The 20,725-nt window shown below is 53.7% G+C and carries 18 protein-coding genes; 2 read left to right on the top strand and 16 right to left on the bottom strand.

The window, feature by feature from the left end:
* Positions 1 to 52 precede the first annotated feature (52 nt).
* From R0137_RS08625 to R0137_RS08610, 4 genes are all read right to left on the bottom strand, one after another.
* The gene (locus R0137_RS08625; protein ID WP_407326017.1) at positions 53 to 868 is read right to left on the bottom strand and encodes an alpha/beta fold hydrolase; all 816 of its coding nucleotides are present in this window, start codon (positions 866 to 868) and stop codon (positions 53 to 55) included.
* A complete protein-coding gene (locus tag R0137_RS08620; protein WP_407326016.1) occupies positions 868 to 1,806 on the bottom strand; it encodes a cupin-like domain-containing protein in 939 nt (312 codons plus the stop codon). The genes R0137_RS08625 and R0137_RS08620 overlap by 1 nt, the downstream gene beginning before the upstream one ends.
* Positions 1,806 to 2,321 carry a chalcone isomerase family protein gene (locus R0137_RS08615; RefSeq protein WP_407326015.1) on the bottom strand — a complete coding sequence of 172 codons (516 nt, stop codon included), beginning with the start codon at positions 2,319 to 2,321 and terminating at the stop codon, positions 1,806 to 1,808. The genes R0137_RS08620 and R0137_RS08615 overlap by 1 nt, the downstream gene beginning before the upstream one ends.
* Positions 2,322 to 2,555: 234 nt before the next feature.
* Positions 2,556 to 3,593 (bottom strand): glutathione S-transferase family protein, encoded by a 1,038-nt coding sequence (locus R0137_RS08610; RefSeq protein WP_407326014.1) that lies wholly within the window; start codon positions 3,591 to 3,593, stop codon positions 2,556 to 2,558.
* 95 nt (positions 3,594 to 3,688) lie between these two features.
* On the opposite strand from R0137_RS08610, the gene R0137_RS08605 reads away from it, so the two are divergent.
* Complete coding sequence (locus R0137_RS08605) at positions 3,689 to 4,327, top strand: glutathione S-transferase family protein (RefSeq protein ID WP_407326013.1); 639 nt, start codon at positions 3,689 to 3,691, stop codon at positions 4,325 to 4,327.
* Between the two features lie 28 nt (positions 4,328 to 4,355).
* Here R0137_RS08605 and R0137_RS08600 read toward each other — a convergent pair whose 3' ends face one another.
* On the bottom strand, positions 4,356 to 5,519 hold the full coding sequence (locus R0137_RS08600; protein ID WP_407326012.1) for a glutathione S-transferase family protein: 1,164 nt from the start codon (positions 5,517 to 5,519) through the stop codon (positions 4,356 to 4,358).
* Between the two features lie 132 nt (positions 5,520 to 5,651).
* Here R0137_RS08600 and R0137_RS08595 point away from each other — a divergent pair, with 132 nt between their 5' ends.
* The gene (locus R0137_RS08595) at positions 5,652 to 7,814 is read left to right on the top strand and encodes an acylase (protein ID WP_407326011.1); all 2,163 of its coding nucleotides are present in this window, start codon (positions 5,652 to 5,654) and stop codon (positions 7,812 to 7,814) included.
* On the opposite strand, the gene R0137_RS08590 is transcribed toward R0137_RS08595, so the two are convergent.
* The 11 genes from R0137_RS08590 to R0137_RS08540 all read right to left on the bottom strand — a co-directional run bounded on the left by R0137_RS08590 (position 7,806) and on the right by R0137_RS08540 (position 20,578).
* Entirely contained in the window at positions 7,806 to 8,732 is a 927-nt protein-coding gene (locus tag R0137_RS08590; protein WP_407326010.1) for an MBL fold metallo-hydrolase, read from the bottom strand. The two genes, R0137_RS08595 and R0137_RS08590, sit on opposite strands and share 9 nt — an antisense overlap.
* Complete coding sequence (locus tag R0137_RS08585) at positions 8,725 to 9,447, bottom strand: DUF599 domain-containing protein (RefSeq protein ID WP_407326009.1); 723 nt, start codon at positions 9,445 to 9,447, stop codon at positions 8,725 to 8,727. Before R0137_RS08585 ends, R0137_RS08590 begins: the two co-directional genes overlap by 8 nt.
* A 97-nt stretch (positions 9,448 to 9,544) precedes the next feature.
* Positions 9,545 to 10,810, bottom strand: coding sequence for an HD-GYP domain-containing protein (locus tag R0137_RS08580; protein ID WP_407326008.1), 1,266 nt, complete (start codon positions 10,808 to 10,810; stop codon positions 9,545 to 9,547).
* A gap of 221 nt (positions 10,811 to 11,031) precedes the next feature.
* A complete protein-coding gene (locus R0137_RS08575; RefSeq protein WP_407326007.1) occupies positions 11,032 to 12,021 on the bottom strand; it encodes a hypothetical protein in 990 nt (329 codons plus the stop codon).
* Positions 12,022 to 12,299: 278 nt separating this feature from the next.
* Entirely contained in the window at positions 12,300 to 13,541 is a 1,242-nt protein-coding gene (locus R0137_RS08570; protein WP_407329961.1) for a c-type cytochrome, read from the bottom strand.
* Positions 13,538 to 13,876, bottom strand: coding sequence for a high-potential iron-sulfur protein (locus R0137_RS08565; RefSeq protein ID WP_407329960.1), 339 nt, complete (start codon positions 13,874 to 13,876; stop codon positions 13,538 to 13,540). Before R0137_RS08565 ends, R0137_RS08570 begins: the two co-directional genes overlap by 4 nt.
* Positions 13,877 to 13,895: 19 nt before the next feature.
* On the bottom strand, positions 13,896 to 14,744 hold the full coding sequence (locus R0137_RS08560) for a host specificity protein (protein ID WP_407329959.1): 849 nt from the start codon (positions 14,742 to 14,744) through the stop codon (positions 13,896 to 13,898).
* A 47-nt stretch (positions 14,745 to 14,791) separates the two neighbouring features.
* Positions 14,792 to 15,925: a hypothetical protein gene (locus tag R0137_RS08555; protein ID WP_407329958.1), complete on the bottom strand. Its 1,134-nt coding sequence runs from the start codon at positions 15,923 to 15,925 to the stop codon at positions 14,792 to 14,794.
* Between the two features lie 48 nt (positions 15,926 to 15,973).
* Positions 15,974 to 17,413 (bottom strand): hypothetical protein, encoded by a 1,440-nt coding sequence (locus R0137_RS08550; RefSeq protein WP_407329957.1) that lies wholly within the window; start codon positions 17,411 to 17,413, stop codon positions 15,974 to 15,976.
* Between the two features lie 57 nt (positions 17,414 to 17,470).
* Positions 17,471 to 18,808: a DUF1552 domain-containing protein gene (locus tag R0137_RS08545; protein WP_407329956.1), complete on the bottom strand. Its 1,338-nt coding sequence runs from the start codon at positions 18,806 to 18,808 to the stop codon at positions 17,471 to 17,473.
* A 45-nt stretch (positions 18,809 to 18,853) separates the two neighbouring features.
* The gene (locus tag R0137_RS08540) at positions 18,854 to 20,578 is read right to left on the bottom strand and encodes a DUF1592 domain-containing protein (RefSeq protein WP_407329955.1); all 1,725 of its coding nucleotides are present in this window, start codon (positions 20,576 to 20,578) and stop codon (positions 18,854 to 18,856) included.
* Between the last annotated feature and the right edge of the window lie 147 nt (positions 20,579 to 20,725).

Below are 20,725 nucleotides of genomic sequence, written 5' to 3'. Positions count from 1 at the left end.
GTTGGGCTCACCACGGTCGCCAATACAACGATCGGCGCAAAGTAATGCTAACTTAGGCTACGCCCAGCAAAAAGTCCTCGTAATCGTCGAGAATTTCTTCGCGCTCGAAATGCAAGAAGTGACCCGCGCCTTCGATGAGCAAACACTCACAGTGCGCAATGATCTCTTTCGCCTCCCACATGTCACCAAGGTCAATAATTCGATCCTCGGATCCGTTTACGATGAGAGTGCGGGCACTGATTTTCGTAAGATCAATCGCTTCTTTTAAGTGACCTAGAGACATTATGTTGAGACAGTGCTCGTAAAAAGCGTCCGCGTTCGCGTCACTCAGGTTTTCGAACTGCGAGGCTATCTGCCGCTTATAAGTGAGGCCTATTTCCTGGCCGAACATTCCTACAATGAGTTCAGCACCGGCAGCAAAGTCTCGAGATGCGTAAAGCACTTTCGCACGATCAATGATGCTCTCCATTTCGGCGTTAGGCTGCATACCAAAGCTACTTAGTACGAGCTTTTGTACAGCATCCGGGTACTTCGCCGCGTAGCCCGCTGCAATTGCGGTTCCCCAACTACTGCCCGCCAGAGTCAGCTCTCCCTGAGGGTTCGCATGCTGCACGAGTGCGTGAACGACTTGAACTTGCTCATCCACGGTCACATGCGCGCCACCGCTTAGTATCTGGGAGCGACCAACACCCGGCATATCGAAGATGATTACACTGAAATGCGGCGAGAACCGTTTGGCTACGGCCCGCCACACAGCCATGGTCTGCAGAATGCCGCTGACACAGATGAGTACGTTGGGATGATCACCGTACCGACGGTAGGGAATCGCAAACCGGTCGTACTCAACGATGCCTTTTTCAGTCTTCATTAATCATGTTCCGCGCACAGAGGGCGACCATTGGACTTTTGATGAATCCGAGCGGCGGCTATTTTCGCAGCGCGACGGGTTTTCCAAGCGAACCACCGCCGCGGAGCGGAGTAGTTTGCCAGACGATCTACAGCATTACCTATAAGCAGGTTCCGCAATCCCTTGAGTCGATCAATCCATAGAGGCGACGGCGCGCGCAAAGATACGCCGACCCCCGCATCAAGGTAGTAAAACTCATGCCACCAACCGCTTGGCATATACAGACTCTGACCTGGCTCCAGCACACACTCGTAGGCCTCCGCATACCCTAACGCGGGAAACTCATCTAAGTCAGGCTGCGATAAATTGACGTAGCTGCGCACTGTAAAGGGGTGCTGATAAAGCGCCTGCGAACTATCTGGCGAAAACAAACGAATGCGCCGCCGGCCTGTAACAACCGTATGCAGCACATCCGTCATATCAATATCAAAATGCAGCGGCGTGACACTCCCTTGGCAGCCAAAAAAACTAAATACAAAACGCCGTGAAAACCTCAAACCCACATCGGGAATACGAATGTCATCAAGCATTGCAGGAATTTTTTGGGACAAGTTGTATAGAAACATGCGTAAGTCTTGCCCCTCGGATAATGTCCGCTCCAGGAACTCAGCAAGACGCATGGACCCTTTGCTCGACATGTAACCGCTTCCCGGATCTGCAAAACTTGCGTCATACACCGGAACACGATGATCACCGAAACGAGCAGATAGGCTCTCGGGAGTCCAGTGCTCTAGCGCTGGCCAATCCGCCGCTAAATCGGTAACAATAATCGGCTGACGTTTGCGGACAGCATCACGGAGTGCTTCACCATCAGGATCTGAAATCGCTGCTATTGGGTGCCAGACGAGCCTTTGCGGCTTCCAATCTGACACATTTGCTATTGCAGGAATCTCGCTCACTAATCGGTCTTCGAGTCGTTTTCGGCGCCTGAAAGTACTAACAAACCGTCTCTGTCGCAGGCGGGATCGTCACCAAACCAGATTGACCATATGAGTTTCGCAAAAGCTAAATCCGTTGTTTCAAAAGATCGCTCACCATTAAACTCCACCATCAGTTTCCCATCTGCCAGCCAGTAGAAGACCAACTCATCTCCCGCGTTCGCGTCGCGATCGATGGCTGCCATGAAGGCATCCACGCTCGCCTTAGCATCCTCAAGCCAGTTTTCCTGAGCATTCTTTCTCAGGCTCTTGTCGAGCTCTTCTCGGATGCGATCACGCCCCAGCTTGCGATCAAAGCGCACCAAAATTGCTTTGGGCCGCTTATCCGTAAGTACAGTCTCGAAGCTTAGGGCGGAGTCGTCCGTCAGCGCAGCGTAGTGAGCGATTTCATAAACCTTGAAAAACAGGAATATACGTTCGGCCTTCCCCGTGTAGGCCAATTCATAGACAGTGCCATCGCTTGTGGTTGAAAGCATAGTCGGCAGGGCCGCTGCTTCAGCACCAACGGCTAGAGGCGCAAACGCCAAGGCGACTGATAGGCACACAAAGGACGCGGTTCGGGTCAGAACTCGCCGATAGAAATAGAAAGTATTAATAAGCCAAGTGCTCGATCGCTTCTTGATCGTAGGCTACCAGATATTCGCCCGATCTTGTGCAGGAAGTATGTGCCCGGCGGGCCGGAGTGCAACACCTAAATCACGTGCAAGCTTTCAATCGCCAGATAACATGGATTCGACGCCAGTGCCCTCCAGGAGCCTATCAACGCGAGCTGCGTCATCGCGACTAAGACTTTGGTACAGCTCATTCGTCCATCGCAAACACTTCGCTTGATAGGGGAAAGTCCGCTGCGCCCAGGTCGCCCCATCGATCTCGCATTGCCACTCTCTTTCGCCGTTAGCCACAGCCTTGGCATTGGCAAGCTGTGCGGGAGCGTAAACGCGCCCTACTTCACTAAGAAGCTCACCTAAACTGTGAGGCTGCTCCTCGATGGGGACCCAGTCTGCATCCGACGCTTCAATTCCGCTTAAGTCGTACATCCGGTCGACCCAGGCAACGGTCCTGGACGAAACCTCGTGCGTGATGGCTCGGGGAGTCGGATCAAAACCCACTAATTGTGAAAGCTGGCCGTGAATTCCAAAGTCCCCTGCGGCGGGTCGCTGACCTAGCATGAAAGCCTGTTGCGAAAGATGTTCATCCATCGCCTTCAAAAACCGACGGTAACTGGCATCGATAACCGATGCCGTAACGTCGTTCGACCCCACAACAAACAGGCGACCCACCTGTCTTTCAGTGAAGTACTGCTTAAACGCGGCCAGATCCTCTTCACTAATAGTTGTGTCGCGAAGTAGAGGGAGGATAGTACCCGCCTTGTCGGCATCAGCTGCAAAGTGCCAGCGATAGTGGAACATGTATTTCGTGCACCACTCGTCCGCAAAATCCTCAATGAGATAGTCAATAAAGGCCAACGCGGGGTCACTTGGCAACACTGACCGAGAACTTTGTTGCTCTTCCAGAGCTCGTATTATCGGCGTTGAATCACAAACTGCAGAAAAACCGCTCTCGTTCTCGGCTATGAATGTCGGCAGCAACGCCGGTTTGGGCGGCTCGATACCCAGGTTCTTGCAAACGTCACCGGGCTCGGCCCACGCAACGGTATAAGGGATCCGTCGGTACCTCAGCAGCGCTAACATTTTCTGTGTGTAAGGGGATGCCGTAGCACCAATAAGCTGTACTGGATCGCTAAACATGAATGAGCCCTCTGTTGTATCAGTGAATGATACTCTTACCCCTCGCAAATGACGCGGCCGCGCGGCACCGTTAAATTTATTCTCAGGATAAGAATATGATCAAAATCTATGGCGTGCATGGATCGCCTTACGTTCGCAAGGTACTAATTGCCCTTGCGGTTAAGAACATACCGTTCGAAATCGTTCCCCAAATGCCGTTCTCCGGGGACACGGAATATTTGAAGCTTAATCCCCTGGGCAAGATCCCGACGCTAGTCGATGGCGATTTAACCTTGGGAGACTCTAAGGTGATCTGTCACTATCTCGACGAGGCTTATCCTGAACCCCCTCTCTATCCTAGGGGAATCGCCGATCGAGCCCGCGCGCATTGGTTCGAAGATTTCGCAGGAGGCAAACTCTCTGAACTCGCAGCGGGCATATTTTTCCAGCGGTTTATGCGTCCGCGGGCGTTCAAGCAAGAGCCCGACGAGGCGCTCATCTCTGACATCATCGATAACAAGCTTCCGCCAATGCTCGACTACCTTGAAGGCCAGATCCCCAGTGAGGGTTTCTTATTTGGCGATTTTGGTATGGCCGATCTGAGCGTCATGAGTCCCTTCGTGAATGCTGGTTATGCGGGCTACGAGGTTGATGCCAGTCGTTGGCCCCGCACGACAGCGCTCTTCGCCGCTGTCAAAGCTCAGGCAGCGGTAAAGTCTAATCTAGAGCAGGAAAAAGCAGCCTTGGGCCTATAGGAGACCGGGGCTGCCCAGCGTTGGATGTTCAGGGATGGCGTAACTCGCCCCAGACTTCCTGATGGTTTTTCCGCTCGACCCGCCGGTGTGTCTTTAAGCTCATTAGGGAGCCTAAACCCGTCTCCTCAAGCAGCGCCGCTATCGGCGCTTGCTCGTGGGCCGAAGCGTCTTCAAAGGAGTCTTGTATCCGCTGGAGTAAATAAAAACGGTAAGGCATTACTAAGGTAGACAATGTGATACCTCGCCAGGAGAATTTGGCTGATCCAATCGTGCGCATCGCAGGGCTATCCATGCCACTAGTCCCCGCTTCCAGGCCGGGCCGGGCGCCTAACCATTCATTGGCAAACTTGACGTGGGCCTCTAGCTCCGGCAGATACTCTTCGGCGACATAGCGCATCAGCTTCTTCAACGACTCCTGCGGAGGGCTCTGCGACCCCAAGCCAGTTTGCTCGGGGTACTCCACCCAATTTGATTCTGCACCATGCATCCTCTCGACCCAGCGAGCCACAACCGGCGCGGTCCGGCGCATAAACAAAGTCGCCGCAGGGTCGCGATTCAAATGAGCGAACAGCGCTGATATCAGGCCAAAATCACCAATGGTCGGCTGTGCACCCAACAAGTAAGGATTGTCTTTCAGATGCTCTGCAAAGAGTAAAAGGAACTCGCTATAGCTGCTCTCGATAAGTGGCGCGCTTTCTTCAGTCACACCAAAGCCAGAAGCAGCATTGCGCATGCGCCCACTAGCACGATCAAAAAACGCATCACCTTGTTCTTTCGTTGCGTTAATGGGCGCGAGCGCCGCGATGAATTCATTGCGAATGAAATCAAGGTTGAGTTCATCGAAGTTCCAGCGGTAATGCATCGCGGGGCGCAATAATCCCTCACCACCAAAGAGCTCAAAGAGAAGACTCACTACTTTTAGCAAAGGGGATTCCGGGTATACGGAAAATCGAGAAACCCCGCCCTCCTCCAGAAAATCAATAATATCCGTACCGTCCTGCACGATCGTGCCTTCAGGAGTTTCAATAACCGGAATGATAAAGCGCCCTACAGCCGGCACAATCCGTGTCATGAAGTCGGGATGATTGGCGCCGTACTCGGTGAACGCGATGCCCTGCTTACGAAAGTAACTGCGAACTTTCCCTGTGTAGAGCGAAGCGGGCATGCCGTAGAGCTTGTAGCTTTTTGTCATAAAACCTTTGTCTCGTCGTATTTTTAGCCCCTAAGCATAACCCAGTAACGCCACCCGAATACGAGAGCCACAGAGCAAGTAAAGCGCAGAAGCGTTAGCATACCGCTTCGGAATATAGCTCGGAAAAAGTTCATGCGAATGCCCCGCATACTGATGGCCCTGGTACTAATCATCGCCCTCGCCGCGATAACAAACGTCCTCAGCACTAGCCCGCCCACGATTGATTCAACAGCGCTTCTCTCTCTTGGAGAGAAATATAACGTCAGGCTCATCCGCGACGAGTTTGGTGTCCCCCACATCTATGGAGAAAGTGACGCCGACACGGCGTTTGGACTTGGCTATGCCCAAGCTGAGGACGACTTTGCAACTCTGCAGGACGTGGTTCTGGCAACTAGGGGAAAACTCGCTGCAGTGCGTGGACCGGACGCAGCAAAAACTGACTACCTGATTCAACTCATGGGTGTTTGGGAAGCGGTGGATGAGGGCTACGAAAGCAAGCTCAGTCAAAAGGCGAGAGATGTCGCCGAAGCCTACGCAGATGGCGTCAACCTCTATGCGGCTCAACACCCCAATATCGTAGAGGGCTTCGTTTTGCCGATTACAGGGAAAGATCTCATCGCGGGCTTTACCTTTAAGCTGCCGCTTTTCTACGGTTTTGATCAAACACTATCGGCGCTGTTTGATGGCAGCGATCGAGAGCTGGCATTACAGGGGGATAAGGCCCTTACCTTTATAGATCACGCTCGCTCCGAGCTAGGGAGTCAGGGCGTGGCCATCGCTCCCCAAAAATCCAGTGATGGCTACACACGACTCCTTGTAAACTCCCATCAGCCCCTGACCGGCCCTGTCGCCTGGTACGAAGCACGACTGCATTCGAAGGAAGGTTGGGATATGGCGGGAGCGACCTTTCCTGGGTCACCGGTCATTCTGCACGGTCATAACCGACATCTCGGTTGGTCCAGTACGGTGAACAAACCCGACCTCGTTGATGTTTATCAGCTCACCATGAATCCAGAAAACGACAATGAATACCTATTGGACGGAGAGTGGATCGAGCTAGAGACACGCACAGCAGAAATCCTGGTGCGCGTGTTCGGCCCCTTTCGATGGACTTTTAAGGAGCCGCTCTATTCATCGAAACACGGCCCCGTAGTGAAGCTTGACCACGGAACCTTCGCACTCCGATGGTCCGGGATGGGTGAAATAAGAACTCTTGATCAGTATCTCGCGCTCAACAAAGCAACAAACATGCAGGAATTTGAAGCAGCGCTAGCGATCGCAAGCCAGCCCTCTATCAACCAAGTCTATGCGGACAAAGAGGGCAACATCGCCCACTATTACAATGCGATGTTTCCCGAACGCATAGAAGGTTGGGATTGGCAGAAAGACCTCCCCGGCGATAAGTCCGAGCTTATCTGGGATAGCTACTTGCCGTTTAGCACCATCCCCGCCACCCGCAACCCTTCCAGTGGCTTTGTCTTTAACGCAAATAACAGTCCCTATTTATCAAGCGTTGGGCCAGGGCAGCCCCAACCCTCGGAGTTTTCAAAAACCATGGGCATTGAGACCGGCACAACAAATCGCGCTCTGAGGCTTAAGCGGCTTCTAAGCGCCAGCGAAAAAATCAGTCGAGAAGATTTTTATCGCATCAAATACGACGTCTTCTACGACGAAGACCTGCCAGCAATGCTCAGACTTCGCAAGTTCATCGCTCAGGGCAAGGAACGACTCCCTGTAGAACTACATCCGGCGTTTGATCTCCTCGCAAGCTGGGACATGGGCACTCAGAGCGACAATCCTGCGGCTGCCCTGGCAGTGCTGACGATGGCTCGCCTCATTGATAGTCGCCGGCGAACGGAGGGCGTTGATCTTGCTCAGCAACTGGCAAACGCGCAGTCCTACTTACGCACTCACTTTGATCGCATAGATCCCGAATATGGCGAAGTAGTTCGCCATCAACGAGGAGACAAAAGCTGGCCGTTAGACGGCGGACCGGACACGCTTCGCGCTGTGTACACAGAAGAGGATATGGACAGTGGCCAGCTGTATAACGTTGCCGGTGACAGCTACATCATGTTTGTAGAGTGGGATCGCGATGGGAACGTCAGCTCTCGTGCAGTTCACAACTTTGGCTCTGCGACACTTGATAAGTCCTCACCCCACTACGCGGATCAAGCAGCGCTGTTTGTAGAGCATAAAGACAAAGCCGTCAGGCTCAAACTCGAAGAGCTACTACCCTTCGCGAGTCGAGACTATCGACCGGGCGTCACGGGCGGAAGTATCGAACTAGAGTGACTGATGACCGGGGTGTACTGTGATGATATTGCCTGCTGCATCATACTTATCGACCAGAGACTTTATCCAAGTCAGGCTCTTGGCTGATTGAGGCAAGTCTGCAGAATAAGTGCCCGGTTCCACCCCGTTTTCCCAGCCCCATCGAGTGTGCGTTAGATCGCCGATCATCAACTGTGCGCCGGCGGTGGTACGCGCCAGGTACACCGTTAGCCCGGCAGTGTGCCCTGGTGCGTGAATCGCAAACAAGCTGCCATCACCGAAAACATCCAGAGCTTTGGATCCATCGAAGGCCCACTCCCGAAGCTGGCTAACCTGGGACAGCAAACGGTTGGTCGTTCCCCGCGTCGCCAAATGATTGGCTGAGGAGGCCTCGGCCTCGCCGGGCCCCAAATAAACATCAGTCCCCAACGGCAAGTCATCAAAGCCCATAATGTGATCAAGATGAATATGAGTAAGCAACACGCCTGAAATAGCCTCTCCGTCAAGCCCTGCGAGTATCTCGCGATTTGAACGCTGCACCGTCAACGCAGCCATATTCATGACTTTGGCCACGAGCCAGCTTACGTCGCTATTGTCTGCTCCTCGAAAGCTTTCAGACACCCCGCCATCAACTAGATAAACGCCATGCTCCGGATGCTTGAGAACATAGGTGTAAACGCTTATCGCCTCGTCGCGATCCTCGATACCCGCAGCCTGTGCATTGGGATGCTCAAGATTCAAAAGCCCCGAGAGCGGTACGGACCACGTGGCCGCCGTTACTTTCTCAAACTCAATGGGACCGGTGGTCGCGATGTCCTCAAACACTGCATCAATGCTCACGCTGCGACCCAGGTCAGCAGTATCAGTAGGAACATCTGTCGCCGAACAGGACGCCAAGAGCACCGCCAGGGGCGCGAAAAGAACTCTGAGATTAGTCATTTGAACCCACCGGAAGCACTAGAGATTGCCTGATAGCCTGAACCGTATTAGAAACGAATTCTCGACGGTAGAGCACCAGTACTGTGATCGTCGTCGCAAGCAAAAAGGGCACGGTCCCAAAAAGCCAGCACATGACTGAAAGTCCAAAGTAGTAGGCGCGCAATCCCGAATTGTTGTCGTGACCCGCGGAGTCCATCAGTTTCGCAAGGTTGCAAACGAAGCGATCTTTCTGCTCTGAACTGATTTCCTCTTGAACATCGGGAGCAGCCCCCATAACCACAGCAGCAAAGCCATACTGGCGCAGGCTCCAAGTCACCTTAAAAAACGCATAGATCAAAATCACCAGGAGCAATGCCAGCTTCGCCTCAACCTGTCCATTACTTTGATGCTCAGCGAAGGGGATATGAGAACTGAGTTCCGCTATCTGGTCACTGGTTGTCAACGCCGTGAGTACACCAGCCATGAGCAACAAAGTAGCTGACGCAAAAAAACCCACTACCCGCTCCTGGCTTGCCAACAAAGAAGCGTCAGTCATACGCATCTCTCGGCTCAACATACGCTCAGCCCAGGCTTCTCTATGATCCCGCAAGGAACGCGACAGAGAGGACCCCTTATCTCGCTTAGCGCGAAACTTGGCGTAACGCGCATAGCCTGCCCACAGCAACAGAAAATAGGCAAGGGAAGCAATCTCTAATACATCGAATGGAATTTGCACGAAAACCTCTGTGATGCCTTTGGGCGACATTGTATTAAGTCTACGTCATTGCTAGAGCGAGAGTCTCGAACTGGGAGACTTTACAGCGAGATCAGTGTTAGAAGTCGATAGTAGCGAGGTCAATACCGTGCGACCCTGGAGCAAGGCTCGTCACGATATTAAGAGGCTTATCTCGTTCGTCATGCGTCGCTCTCGACAAATCTAGCCAACGGAGAGAAGCCAATGGTCGCTTGTGCTCGTCGAGCAGCAAAATTACCCGCGGGCGAAGGCGTCGAGCGCGGTAGTTCGAGACCACAACCGCGACTTGTCCCGACGACAATTCAACGAGTGTTCCCGCTGGGTACATACCCACTGCCTGAGTAAATTCTTCGATAATCTCTGCCTGAAAATCTAAGTCTTTGACCTCGTGCAACTGCTTGATTGCCTCCGACGGGGCTATCGCGGGAGCGTAGCTGCGATGGGTAGTGAGGGCATCGTAGCAGTCGACAATTCCGGCTATGCGAGCGAAAACATGAATCTCATCATCGCGTAATCCATCAGGATAACCACTGCCGTCATAACGCTCGTGATGCTGGAGAATCATCGCTGTTATGTCCTCGTTTACATTACTCTTTTCTCTCGCTAACTCTGCACCAAAATATACATGCTGACGAACAAGCTCTAACTCCGCACCACTCAGACGTCGAGGACTCGTCAAAAGCTCGTCGCTTACACGCAGCTTGCCTATATCAAACAAAAGGCCACCAATGGCTAGAGAGCGTAAATCAGTTTTAGGCAAGCCTAATTGACGGCCTATGACCACGGACCAAATCGCGCAGGCAACAGAGTGCTGATGTGTGTACTGGTCAGACTGCTTCTGGCGCGCCAACCAAATACAGGTATCGGGGTTGCGCGCCACGCTATCAATAACCGGGTCCACAGACTGCTTTACACTGAGAAGATCTAGTCGATCGCCGCTGTCCATCGAACGAAACATGCGTTTTACACTTTCGTATAGTCGCTCTACGGATTCCTTGGCCTGAGGGTACTCTTTGGCCCAGTCTGTCTGGTCCTTATATGGGGTTAGTTCCCGTCCCTCGAGATACTGAGACTTCTCAAGGCGCGGTCGTGGGAGAGGTATAGCGCGTTTAGTAGCTTTACTGGGACCCGATTCGGGACCGTCTGCGTCCAACTCTAAAGTTAGGCTTTTATGCTTATCAACAAAGACGAACTCACATAAGCCAGAGAGCTGATTAATATCGAATTGCGTCTGAACTGTGAAACCCGGCGCTTTGAATGGCGTCTCGGACCAAGCGCGGTCCAAGCCCGCGACAAACATGCCGACTTCGAGTTTTCGCGGGGACAGCTTGACCAACTCCAGCATTAGGCTTCGCTCTAGGACCAACAGGCAATGGAATGGCAACGGGCCATCCATCAAAAACTACACGCGAAAAACTGGGAACACAAGGTCTGAATTCCCAACAAAAACCGGACAGGATTAGCCGCGACGCAATGAGGCCGAATACGTGAATCACTATAAAAAGTGGGTCAGTGAGCCCATATCTGCACCCGAAACACACTGATAAAAGTGCTGACTTAACAGTTTCAGCAACGACGCTTTACTATTAAAAGAAGACCTGCGCACAAAAGAAAAATCGGCGCTGGAACAGGCACGGACGTAAATTCATCCGGTGAGCCGCCACCATTCTCGCCGCCGTTACCGGGTGGGCTATTACTGCCGCCACCGTTTGTTCCGCCATTGCCACCGCCGTTACCCGATCCTCCACCATTGCCCGGGGAAGGTGGATCAGAGAATACGACTACTCGAGGAGAAAAGGGCGTGTCAGAAGCGGGCAAAACATCTAGTTCTTGCAGTATAAACGTCGAGCTCATCACACAAGGACTCACCACAAGCCCACCGAAGCGGCACGGATCAAATCCTTCGGGCAGAGGAGCGCCCCTGCGAAAATTGTTATTAGAAACAAAATCTAGCAGCTCTTCCGGGGTAACAGGAAACTCGCTCAATTCCGCGGGTAGCAGCCCCTCGAAGATATCCGCAGGCTCGAGCCCAACATCTTGCCGTGCGATACCTGAGCCAAAGCCGCCTCCTGCTCCGATACCGCCAACGCCACCAAAAGCACTAGAACGTCCGGATGCACGTCCCCGGCTACCCGTTGAACGAGCTCCCGATGAGCTACGCCTAGCGCTGCTGCCTCTACTGCTTTGTGAAGACACAGCTTCATCCTTAAGGAGGGTCGAGCTCAAACGTCTAGACACTCCGGGCACCGTTGAGGGATCCACCAAAGTAGAGCTGGACTCTTCCTCACCTTGCTCCAGCTGAGAAAGTATTTCGCTGGAAGTAGAAGAGCCACCAGATAGCTCAAGTAGTCTTGCTTGCGGCTTCTTTTGCGCACCGTTGGTTTTCGCCTGACGCAGCAAAGAAGACGATTGAGAATCAGCGTCCAAGCGCTTACTTCCTGATGAATCGCCGGAAGCGGCAACGGCAAACACAAGCGCGAGCAGAAGCGCCAAGGCAGCTCCTGCACTGGTGACTACTAGTTTGGTTTGGCGCTGCTGCGCCCTACGCCGACTCATTTCCGCTACTCGTTATCTGTTGCTACGAGATTCTGACAGCGCCAGACAAGCACGCCAGCTGCTGATCAGAAAAGTGCGTGCTGAGTCACGAGATAGGCAGTTTTCGCCAAGAAAGTGTGACGGCCGTCACTGTAGACATCGTCGTGCAATATCCGCATCGGGTTGCCTCAGGAGCCAGCCAGCCTCAGTCGAAAATGGCCTTAAACGACGACAAGCTGAGTAATCAAAGCAACCTAAGCCGGCAACACAACCAAGACAGCACTCAGAGACTGGACAAACTAGCGCTGTTGAGCAACCTGCTCAGGCGTCACGGCACCCGCTTCGTGCCCCCAGGCGCTACGTATATAGCTCAGTAGTGCCGCAGCCTGCTCGTCGCTTAACTTGTTGGCGTAGGCCTCCATCCGCTTCCATTCTCGGCCCATCCATTCCGTCGAAGGCGCTGTGTGAGGAAGCTGTGCGCCGTAAAGGGTGATATTAATCAATGTCTCCGGATTCACATCCAGAACGACCGGACTCCAAAGTACCGGCGGTCCCGTCTCTGCTGACCCCTCCCCTGTAGGCAGATGGCAAGTACCGCAATGAATATCGTATTGCACTGAGCCAGCACGCAAAACCTCGTCACTCGCTAGCTTTCCGCTCTGCTGAGAATTCGCAGGCAGGCTCTTAAGGTAAACCGCCATCGCATCGACATCGTCAACGGACATGTGACGTGTACTGTTCACGACAACATTGTTCATTGGACCGAAGACACCGGAGCGCTCACTGAAACCCAGCTTTAAATAGTCCGCGATGTCCTCGTGAGACCACTGACCCAAACCATTGTCCGCAGAGGTAAGGTTAGGCGCAGACCATGCTGACAGCTTGCCCTCAACACGCTCCATATAAACACCACCGGTCATGAGGAGGTCCCCATCCACACCACCTGCAGCGTTGCGCGGAGAGTGGCACATGGCGCAATGCCCTAAGCCTTCGACAAGGTAAGCACCGCGATTCCACTCCTCTGACTGCTCGGGATCTGGCTCGTATCGCCCTTCGTCAAAAAACGCAGACTTCCACACTCCCAATCCCCACCGTTGGTTGTAGGGAAACCCCAGATCGTTGTCCGGCGGCGCGTAGGACACGGGCTCCATGGTCTGAAGATGCCCATAAATGGCGGCGATATCCTCATCGCTAACTTTCGTGAATGCAGTGTAGGGAAACACTGGATACAGATGACTGCCGTCGGGCCGCTCACCCTCTCGCATGGCGGCGGTAAACTCCTCGAGACTCCAATCACCAATGCCAGTCTGTGGATCTGGCGTAATATTGGTCGAATAAATAGTGCCAAAGGGGGTCTCAAACTCGAGGCCGCCAGCCATAGCAGGGCCATCTTCACGAGTATGGCAACTGACACAATTCCCAACTGCCGTCAGATAAGCGCCGCGGTCTTCCTGCACGGATTGTGCAGCGTCCGTCGTGGTAGCCAGGCTCAGAGAAGCAACGGCTGAAAGAAGTACAAATAGCAGCGTCGTTAATCTCAAGAATCGGCACTCCAAGAATCACAATGTCCTTCGGGATTAACTGCATTCCCATCAAAAATCCCGCAGGATCCGCAGCCATCGGTGGCCGCCGTAAAAAAGGCGCAGCCGGCGCAGGTTTTCGCCGTGTCCGCGGAAACTTCTGTATATCGTAATGTTTTTCGCACACTCGCCTGCGCGGACGTCATCTCATCAGGATTGGCGCACACAAGCGTGGGCGCGGCACTACCGTTGGTATCTCCGCTCTCGCAGCCCACTAAACTCAGTAACAATCCCCCCGCGACAGGAAGCTGGAGGCCTCGTAACAGCACTGCGCGGCGTGACATTGTCTTATCCATTATTCGCATCCTCTAGCAGCTAACGACCCGCGGCCGCTTTGCCGCGCTTGATTGATTCTTGTGATTCCGGCCCGTAGGCCAGTAAACCCAAGAATCCTTGTTCTACCCGGAGCGCCACGGATTCTGGGTCTACCGTCGTTAGATTCGGCTTACCCACGCGCTTACTCTCCGCCAACACCTGTTGATTGATCGCTTCCGCTGCGGCCCTATCGCCACCTAAAGCGCTGGTCAGACTGCCTATGCCACACACAAGCGCGCTGAATCCCGGGAGATTCGCAATTTCTTCCAGCTCGGTAAAAACATCGGGGTCCTCAATAATCAGCATGGCAACGATGTCGCCGTCAGGATTAGCGGGAGACCACACATCGGCGCCTTCAAAAAACGAGATAGCAGCTCGAGCCTCTTCCAGATCCATTACATGGGGAATGACTACGCCATTGGCTCCCATGGCCAAGAGCTCTTGCACGCGAGCTCTGGCCGCATCCTCGCCATCCACATTGATCGGGGGAATACGGACAAGCAGTGGGAGTTGCACGGCATCCACCGCTCCCTGACGAATACCTTGAACAACATTCTGCGCAGATTGAAATTCATACTTTTGCTCAAGACTGAGAAATGCGAAATCCAGCAGAGGGTTCGCAGCGAGATCCAAGCCAGTTTGTAGCGTATAGCTTGGAGACTTCTGGGAGTCGTTTGCATCATGAGACTGCGTAACATACTGACCAAAAGCCGGCTGCCCGGATGACCACAAATCTATGAGGCCCCCGCCTGCGGCAGACATGTTGGCATCGTCGGCAGCGCTCAACGCAGATAATGATGACAGCAACACAGTGAGCGCCATCCCCAGGTAACTCAGTCGAACTCTCATCAAATACTCCCCTGTTTGCTTAGTTATCATCCATGGATCTCAGAGAGCTAGCGCTGCGCTGTGTTTATCCCCATGGTCTCGTCGCCGGGATGCACGATGTACACCTGATGCATTTTGACATCGACGGCAGAGGATATTGCGGTATTGGCTCCCGTGTCAGGATCCGGGTAACCGTCTGCCAAGCGCTTCATAGCGCGATACAATGACGCCGCTGATAGCTGCCCATAACTCTGGTGATGGGTGGTCCAATTCCGATTAAGGCGGTGATTGTATTGCTCGACATCGGCATAGCCTGCTAGCAGGCCTTCCGCCGTCTTCGGCGTCAGCGTCAACTGCAATTGGAAGTCGTGGAAAATGTGAAAGCCTCCGCCGATACCGGGAAAAGACCAGGGAAACTTGGTACGAGCCGCGGGCTCTGTTGTGAGAACTCCATCGACTATCTGGCCCTGCACTTCGCCTCGGAAGCTCTCGCCCCATCGACCGTCAACGCGCTGCGTACCGCCAGCCACAAAACCCTTCCCCGAGGCGTCGGTAACGAGATCGTCCAGACCGCGATAAAAACTGACTGTTACCTCGTCGTCGTTAGCCAGATCGTCGACTCCCGTCAATTCAATCAGCCAACGGTTATAAGCATTGCCGTACATGAACAAGTTCGAAAAGTGGTAGAAGGCTCCGTCGGGACCTCGATATATCGCAATACAGGCAAGCGCGCGATTGAGCTGGTTATCGATGCCTTCCACTCCGTCAGGACTCGTGAAGTCTTCCTCGGTAATCTTGCCATCTAAATTCACGCCGTAGGCGTTCGGACCAACCGCATCGTAAAACGGAAACGGTTCGTCCGAAGTCTCGCGGTGAAAACGTCGCCCTTCTCTAACAAGGCGAGTATCGACTTCGGCGCGCAGCACACCACCCTCTTCAGGATAGAGTTCTGAGTACTGCTCACGCGGTCCAATGTTGAATCCCTGAGGGCACTCCGTCTTGGCGTCCTCCGTTTGATATACAGACCAATGACGCTCTGTAAGTACATATCCGATTCGCTTACCACTGACGGGCTCGGCATTTGCTGCGCCGGACAAGGCTGCCATCGACACGAGCATAGCGAGTAGAGGGCTTCCTAGGAGCCGAATACTCTTGGCTACGGAAGATCCGCGAGCTGGTAGAGATTGTAAAAAGAGTGTCATCGCTTGGCTCTCCTGGGCGACCTACGCCCGCGTTGTGCGGCAGGTTTTTCAGCGTCGAAATGCGTTCTCGCCAAAATCATCCCGCAGTACGAAAACTTTGTAACCATTTCGGCTGCCCGTGAACTCGCCGATGCCATCACCATTTGTGACACCGGGCTCATCATCGCCCACATAGGTGTACACCGGGCGTTTTCGGTAAGCCCACACCTTCAAAACTTTGTCGGGATCAACTTCTGCAGTGGCAAGGTTGCCGCTATCTTCATCAATATCAATAACGCTCCACAGGCTGCTCGCGCTTACCGCGTCTGGACCCGCAAGCACATAGGGAAAAGTCGCTCTACATAGCTCTGGATCCCCATCGCCACAAATGGCCAAGCGATAGTCCTGTGATGAACCGGGGTGATCGCAAGCTATCTGCGACATGGAATCATCCCGGCAGTTGTAAAGATAAATCGAACGCCCCGAGCTATCGGCCAAAACCTGTCCGCCAAACTCCACGTCCTGCACAGTAAACTCGCCGGGCGGGGTTACAGCACGCTGAGTATAAACATTGTGCCATTGTGGGTTCCGCCAGTTAGGTACATCACCACCCGCGAAGCTGCGGGTACCAGGATCATTGTTATGGGTATACAAGGGTTGTCCGCGAAAGGCCCATTGATTGAATCCCGACAACTGCTTAACCACCGTCCACTCACCACGGTTCATTGCGATTCCCGGCGCGGGAACAGGCGTCCAATTCTTCAGACATTCCAGATCGCAATTCGACTTGTTCGACTCATCCCCGTCCCAGGCATAAACAGAAAATTCGTCCTTGTTCACCAAAAGCCTTCCCGTAGTGCTGGGAATTACTTTGAACCCTGCGGGTACGTCTGAGGGAGGCCCTACCGGTACGCGAACTACGCCACCGTCATTGCGCGAACGAATCTTGGATCCGCCAAACACATCGCCAACTTCCTCGTCTAAATGCGATCGATAGAGTGGATAGCCATCGTAGGACCATTGCCGATCGCCGTTCGCTCGCTCCGTGAGGGTCCACTTATCCAACTCCTCGGCATCAGCATCCGCAAGCAGTGGCGGCCAAACACTTGAACAACTGACGCGCTGTTCTACCGGAAGTAAAAGATTGGGGGGATAGGGGCTCATCAAGCCTGCGGAGACTTCTATAACTTCGTCTCCACAGTTGGAAGGGCCATCTTTTCGGTCGCCAGTGGACCCATTACGCAAAGCACTGAGAGGCCACTTGTACAACGTGCGGCCTTGCTCATCGGCATACACCGGGCCCTCAAGAGCAGTTACCACCACCTGAATCCCCGGCGGGGTTAGCTCTTCGATAAAAGCTTCTTGCGCGGGGCTATCAGCAGACTGCCAGTACTTAGAGCCCAGCTGTGAGTCCGTCTGCCAACCGGTTTGTGACTGAGAAAAAGTTTGCGCAGAGAACAACCCGACAATGAAAACAGAGGCCGCTCCGACTATGTGCCGAGCGCTCAAGGCAGTCGCTTTACGATGTGGCAATGAACTGTTCTTTACGCCCATGGTGTGCACCACTCAGGCCACCACCTCAGCAATGGGCTCAGAGGTCTTGTTGCTTAAGGTCCCCCAAGACGGTGTATCGATATCGAGCAATCGCAGGGCGGTGTAGCCTACTTGCGACACCGAGCCCCCCTTCAAATCGACATGAATTCCACTTTTGGCTTTGCCCCCTGCGCGACCTGCAAGGAACACGGGCATTCCGTCGATAGCATGAGTCCGCGCATATCCGACATCGGTGGTACCCAGAATGAGCACGTTATCCAACAGCGTTCCATCACCTTCGGGGATCGCCTTGAAGGCGGCTACAAAGTCCGACCAGGACTCCATTGCCCGGCGCGTAAACCACGATGCGTGGTGCTGATAACCCAGCTCACCATCAACGGGTTCTTCGTGGGTGCAGGTGTGATGCGGTTTGGGATACCCCGGCTTAATAATCGAAGAAAATGCCGCAGAATAAGTCATGTTAAAGACACGAGTTTGATCACAGGCGATGGCCATTACCATCAACTCCGTCATCATCTTGTGGCGAAGCTTTACGGCATCCGCGGACTTGTCCATAAGAGGGTTCACAGGAGCCTCACCGGGAGCGATACATGAGGCAATGGGCTCCGGCTTGGTAAGGCGATGATCGAACTGCGTCTCCAACTGGCGTAAGCCGGTAAAGTACTGATCGAGGCGTGCTCGGTCCTCCGCACCCACGGCCTTCATCATGGTACGGGACTGATCCATTACGCTGGACAGAACGCTTCTTCGCGCCATCAGCCGTGGGTCGAGATTAAACTCCTCGGCGTTGGGGTCCTGAAACTCCGGCCCGAAAAGACGCTTGTAGAACTGGAGAGGCGACCAATCTGGTGCGTTCGGAGTAGCTGCATTCAAGTAACTATAAGTATCTCTGGCATCGGCTGTGGCAGTCGCAGTGAGCGAGCTAAACCTCGTCGCCCGACCAATCTGCTTGGCAACGGTGACGTCGATAGTTTCCGCTGGAACGATGCTATTCACCTCCGGCGCCACTCCCGTTCTTGAGACAACCCAACCGGTGAAGTGATTGTTGTTTGGCGACGCGTCGGGAAATGCCGATCCGTTAGTAAACAGATTGATATCGTCGCGTACCGGGTCCCAGGAGGCGATCTCCTCAGGAAGGTCATATCCAGCGCCGACTTTTTTGGGCACAAAGATGTCTGAAGTACCACCGAGACCGTAGCCCCAGGTGCCAAACCGCACAGGCATAGGTCGTCCCGACGCCAAGGCTGTTCCGCTTCCATTAAGGAAAACCTCCAGAAAAGGCAGAGCAACGGACACTCCGACGCCGTTCATCATGCCTTTCAGCACTCGACGTCTATTCCACTTACTCATAACAACTCTCCTGTGTATCCATGACCTACATATTTACCGGATCAATTAGTTAGAACTTACATCGGCAACCTGACTTGAAGAGGACTCCGAATCACTCCCTTCACTAGGGTCCTTTTGAATCCTTGAAAAAGCGCTGCTTAGTGCCACCGTTCGCAGCAACTCCCGAAGCCGATAACCGTCCTGCGCAAATTCATCGTTGAAATAATCCATCACTGCTCTCGCCTCAAGCTCCGGAGGTCCACCCGTACCATAGCTGTACACGCGCTGAACGAGACAGCGAGGCAATTCGGGGTTCTCTCGCAACGCCTGCCCTAGACCAATCGCGCCATCGAACTCGTAGCCATCGAGCCCGCCGCTGGCGTCAATAGTTGCGCCATTTTCCGTAAGGCGAAACGCACCAGCCCCGTCGAACTGCTCCAAGGACAAGCCGATCGGGTCGGTGATTCTGTGGCAACCTGCGCAAGACGGTGTCTCTAGATGCGCTGCAACACGTTCTCGCTGTGTGGGGTAATGGGAGTTGGGATTGGACACCACGGAAAAGTCTATGCCTGGCGGAGGTTCGGGTACGGTTTGACACAGGAACAACTCCCGCAGTGCTTGGCCTCTCAAAGTGACCGAACTCCGCCCCGGGTGCGCGTGCAGCGATAAGAAACTGACTTGCGTCAACAGGCCACCGCGAGGACTCCCCTCAGGAAAGGTAACCGGCGACCAGCCCGGCTGCGCAGCCACGCCATAAATAATTGCCAAGGCCGGCGACATAAACGAAGACCGCGTGGTGAACAGGTCGCGGTAGTCGTAATCATTGACCAGCAGATGATCGATGGTAGTCCGCAGTGTTTGCTCGCGCGCGTCTTCCGCTGTGACTCCAGTAAACTCCGGATAGATAGTCGAATCCTTGGCGAGCGTCTTTACCTCTTCAAAAGCAAACATGTCGTCAAAGAATGCGCGCATACCCTGGTTTAGGCGCGGACTCGCTAACATGCGCTCTACCGATCGCTCGACGCCTCCTTCGGATTGGAGCTCGCCATTCTCCGCTGCCGACAATAGCTCATCGTCGGGCCCAGCGTTCCACAGGAAAAAACTCAGCCTGGATGCCAAGGAGTAAGCGTCTAAACGCAGCTGCCCGGGGTTATCTGGGTCAGCTTCGACACGCTCGATAACAAAGAGGCCCTCCGGACTTATCAACATTCCCTCGAGGGCAATCTCCAGACCCGCATAAAAATCTTCGAGGTCGCTTGCCGCTGTTCCAGCAAGCTCAACATACATAGTGATTTCTTCTTCTGTGAGCGCGCGCCGAAACAAAAGCCGCCCAACCCGAGAAAGAAACTCTACCGCACAGTCTTGGTCTGGCTCATCCATTGCGGCGGGCTTACAAGGAACTAGGTAATTGCGATGAGTGGCATCGACAACCTGCTTGGCTACGCTCGCGGCAACGCCCTGAATGCCTTGCAACTGAGCGCTACTGACTCCGGCTATTGAAGCGCTGTTTGCGAGAAGCCCCTCAGTGCGCGCTACGGGCGCAAACTCCACCTGCAAGTCGACACCAGGACCAAAAATATATCCCAGAGAGTTCTGATACTGCTCTGCTGTCATCAGACTGGTCAGTGCCTGAGTACCAGGGCTCTCGGGCTCTACCACAGACTCAGAGCAGCCAGACAACGCCCACAGGGCTAAACAACTCAGGAAGACGGAACGGACAACGCTAACCGCAGAGGTTTTTAACAGAGACCGTCGCGACTTAAGCGATCGCGTCGTTAACAGGCAATTCATTATGCTGACGCCCTACCTTTATTTTTATCTACTCTGGATGGAGTACGGATACCGGAAAATTTTAAGACCGATAGGCTGCGTTACCACACCAGAACGTGTGCACCATTATCGTACAAACAGTGCCCCATTATCCACCGTGAAGCCCTG

The organism is Congregibacter brevis (assembly GCF_045689245.1).
GTDB lineage: Bacteria > Pseudomonadota > Gammaproteobacteria > Pseudomonadales > Halieaceae > Congregibacter > Congregibacter brevis.
Note: the sequence above shows the minus strand (reverse complement) of the source record. Positions and strands in the feature narration are given on the sequence as shown.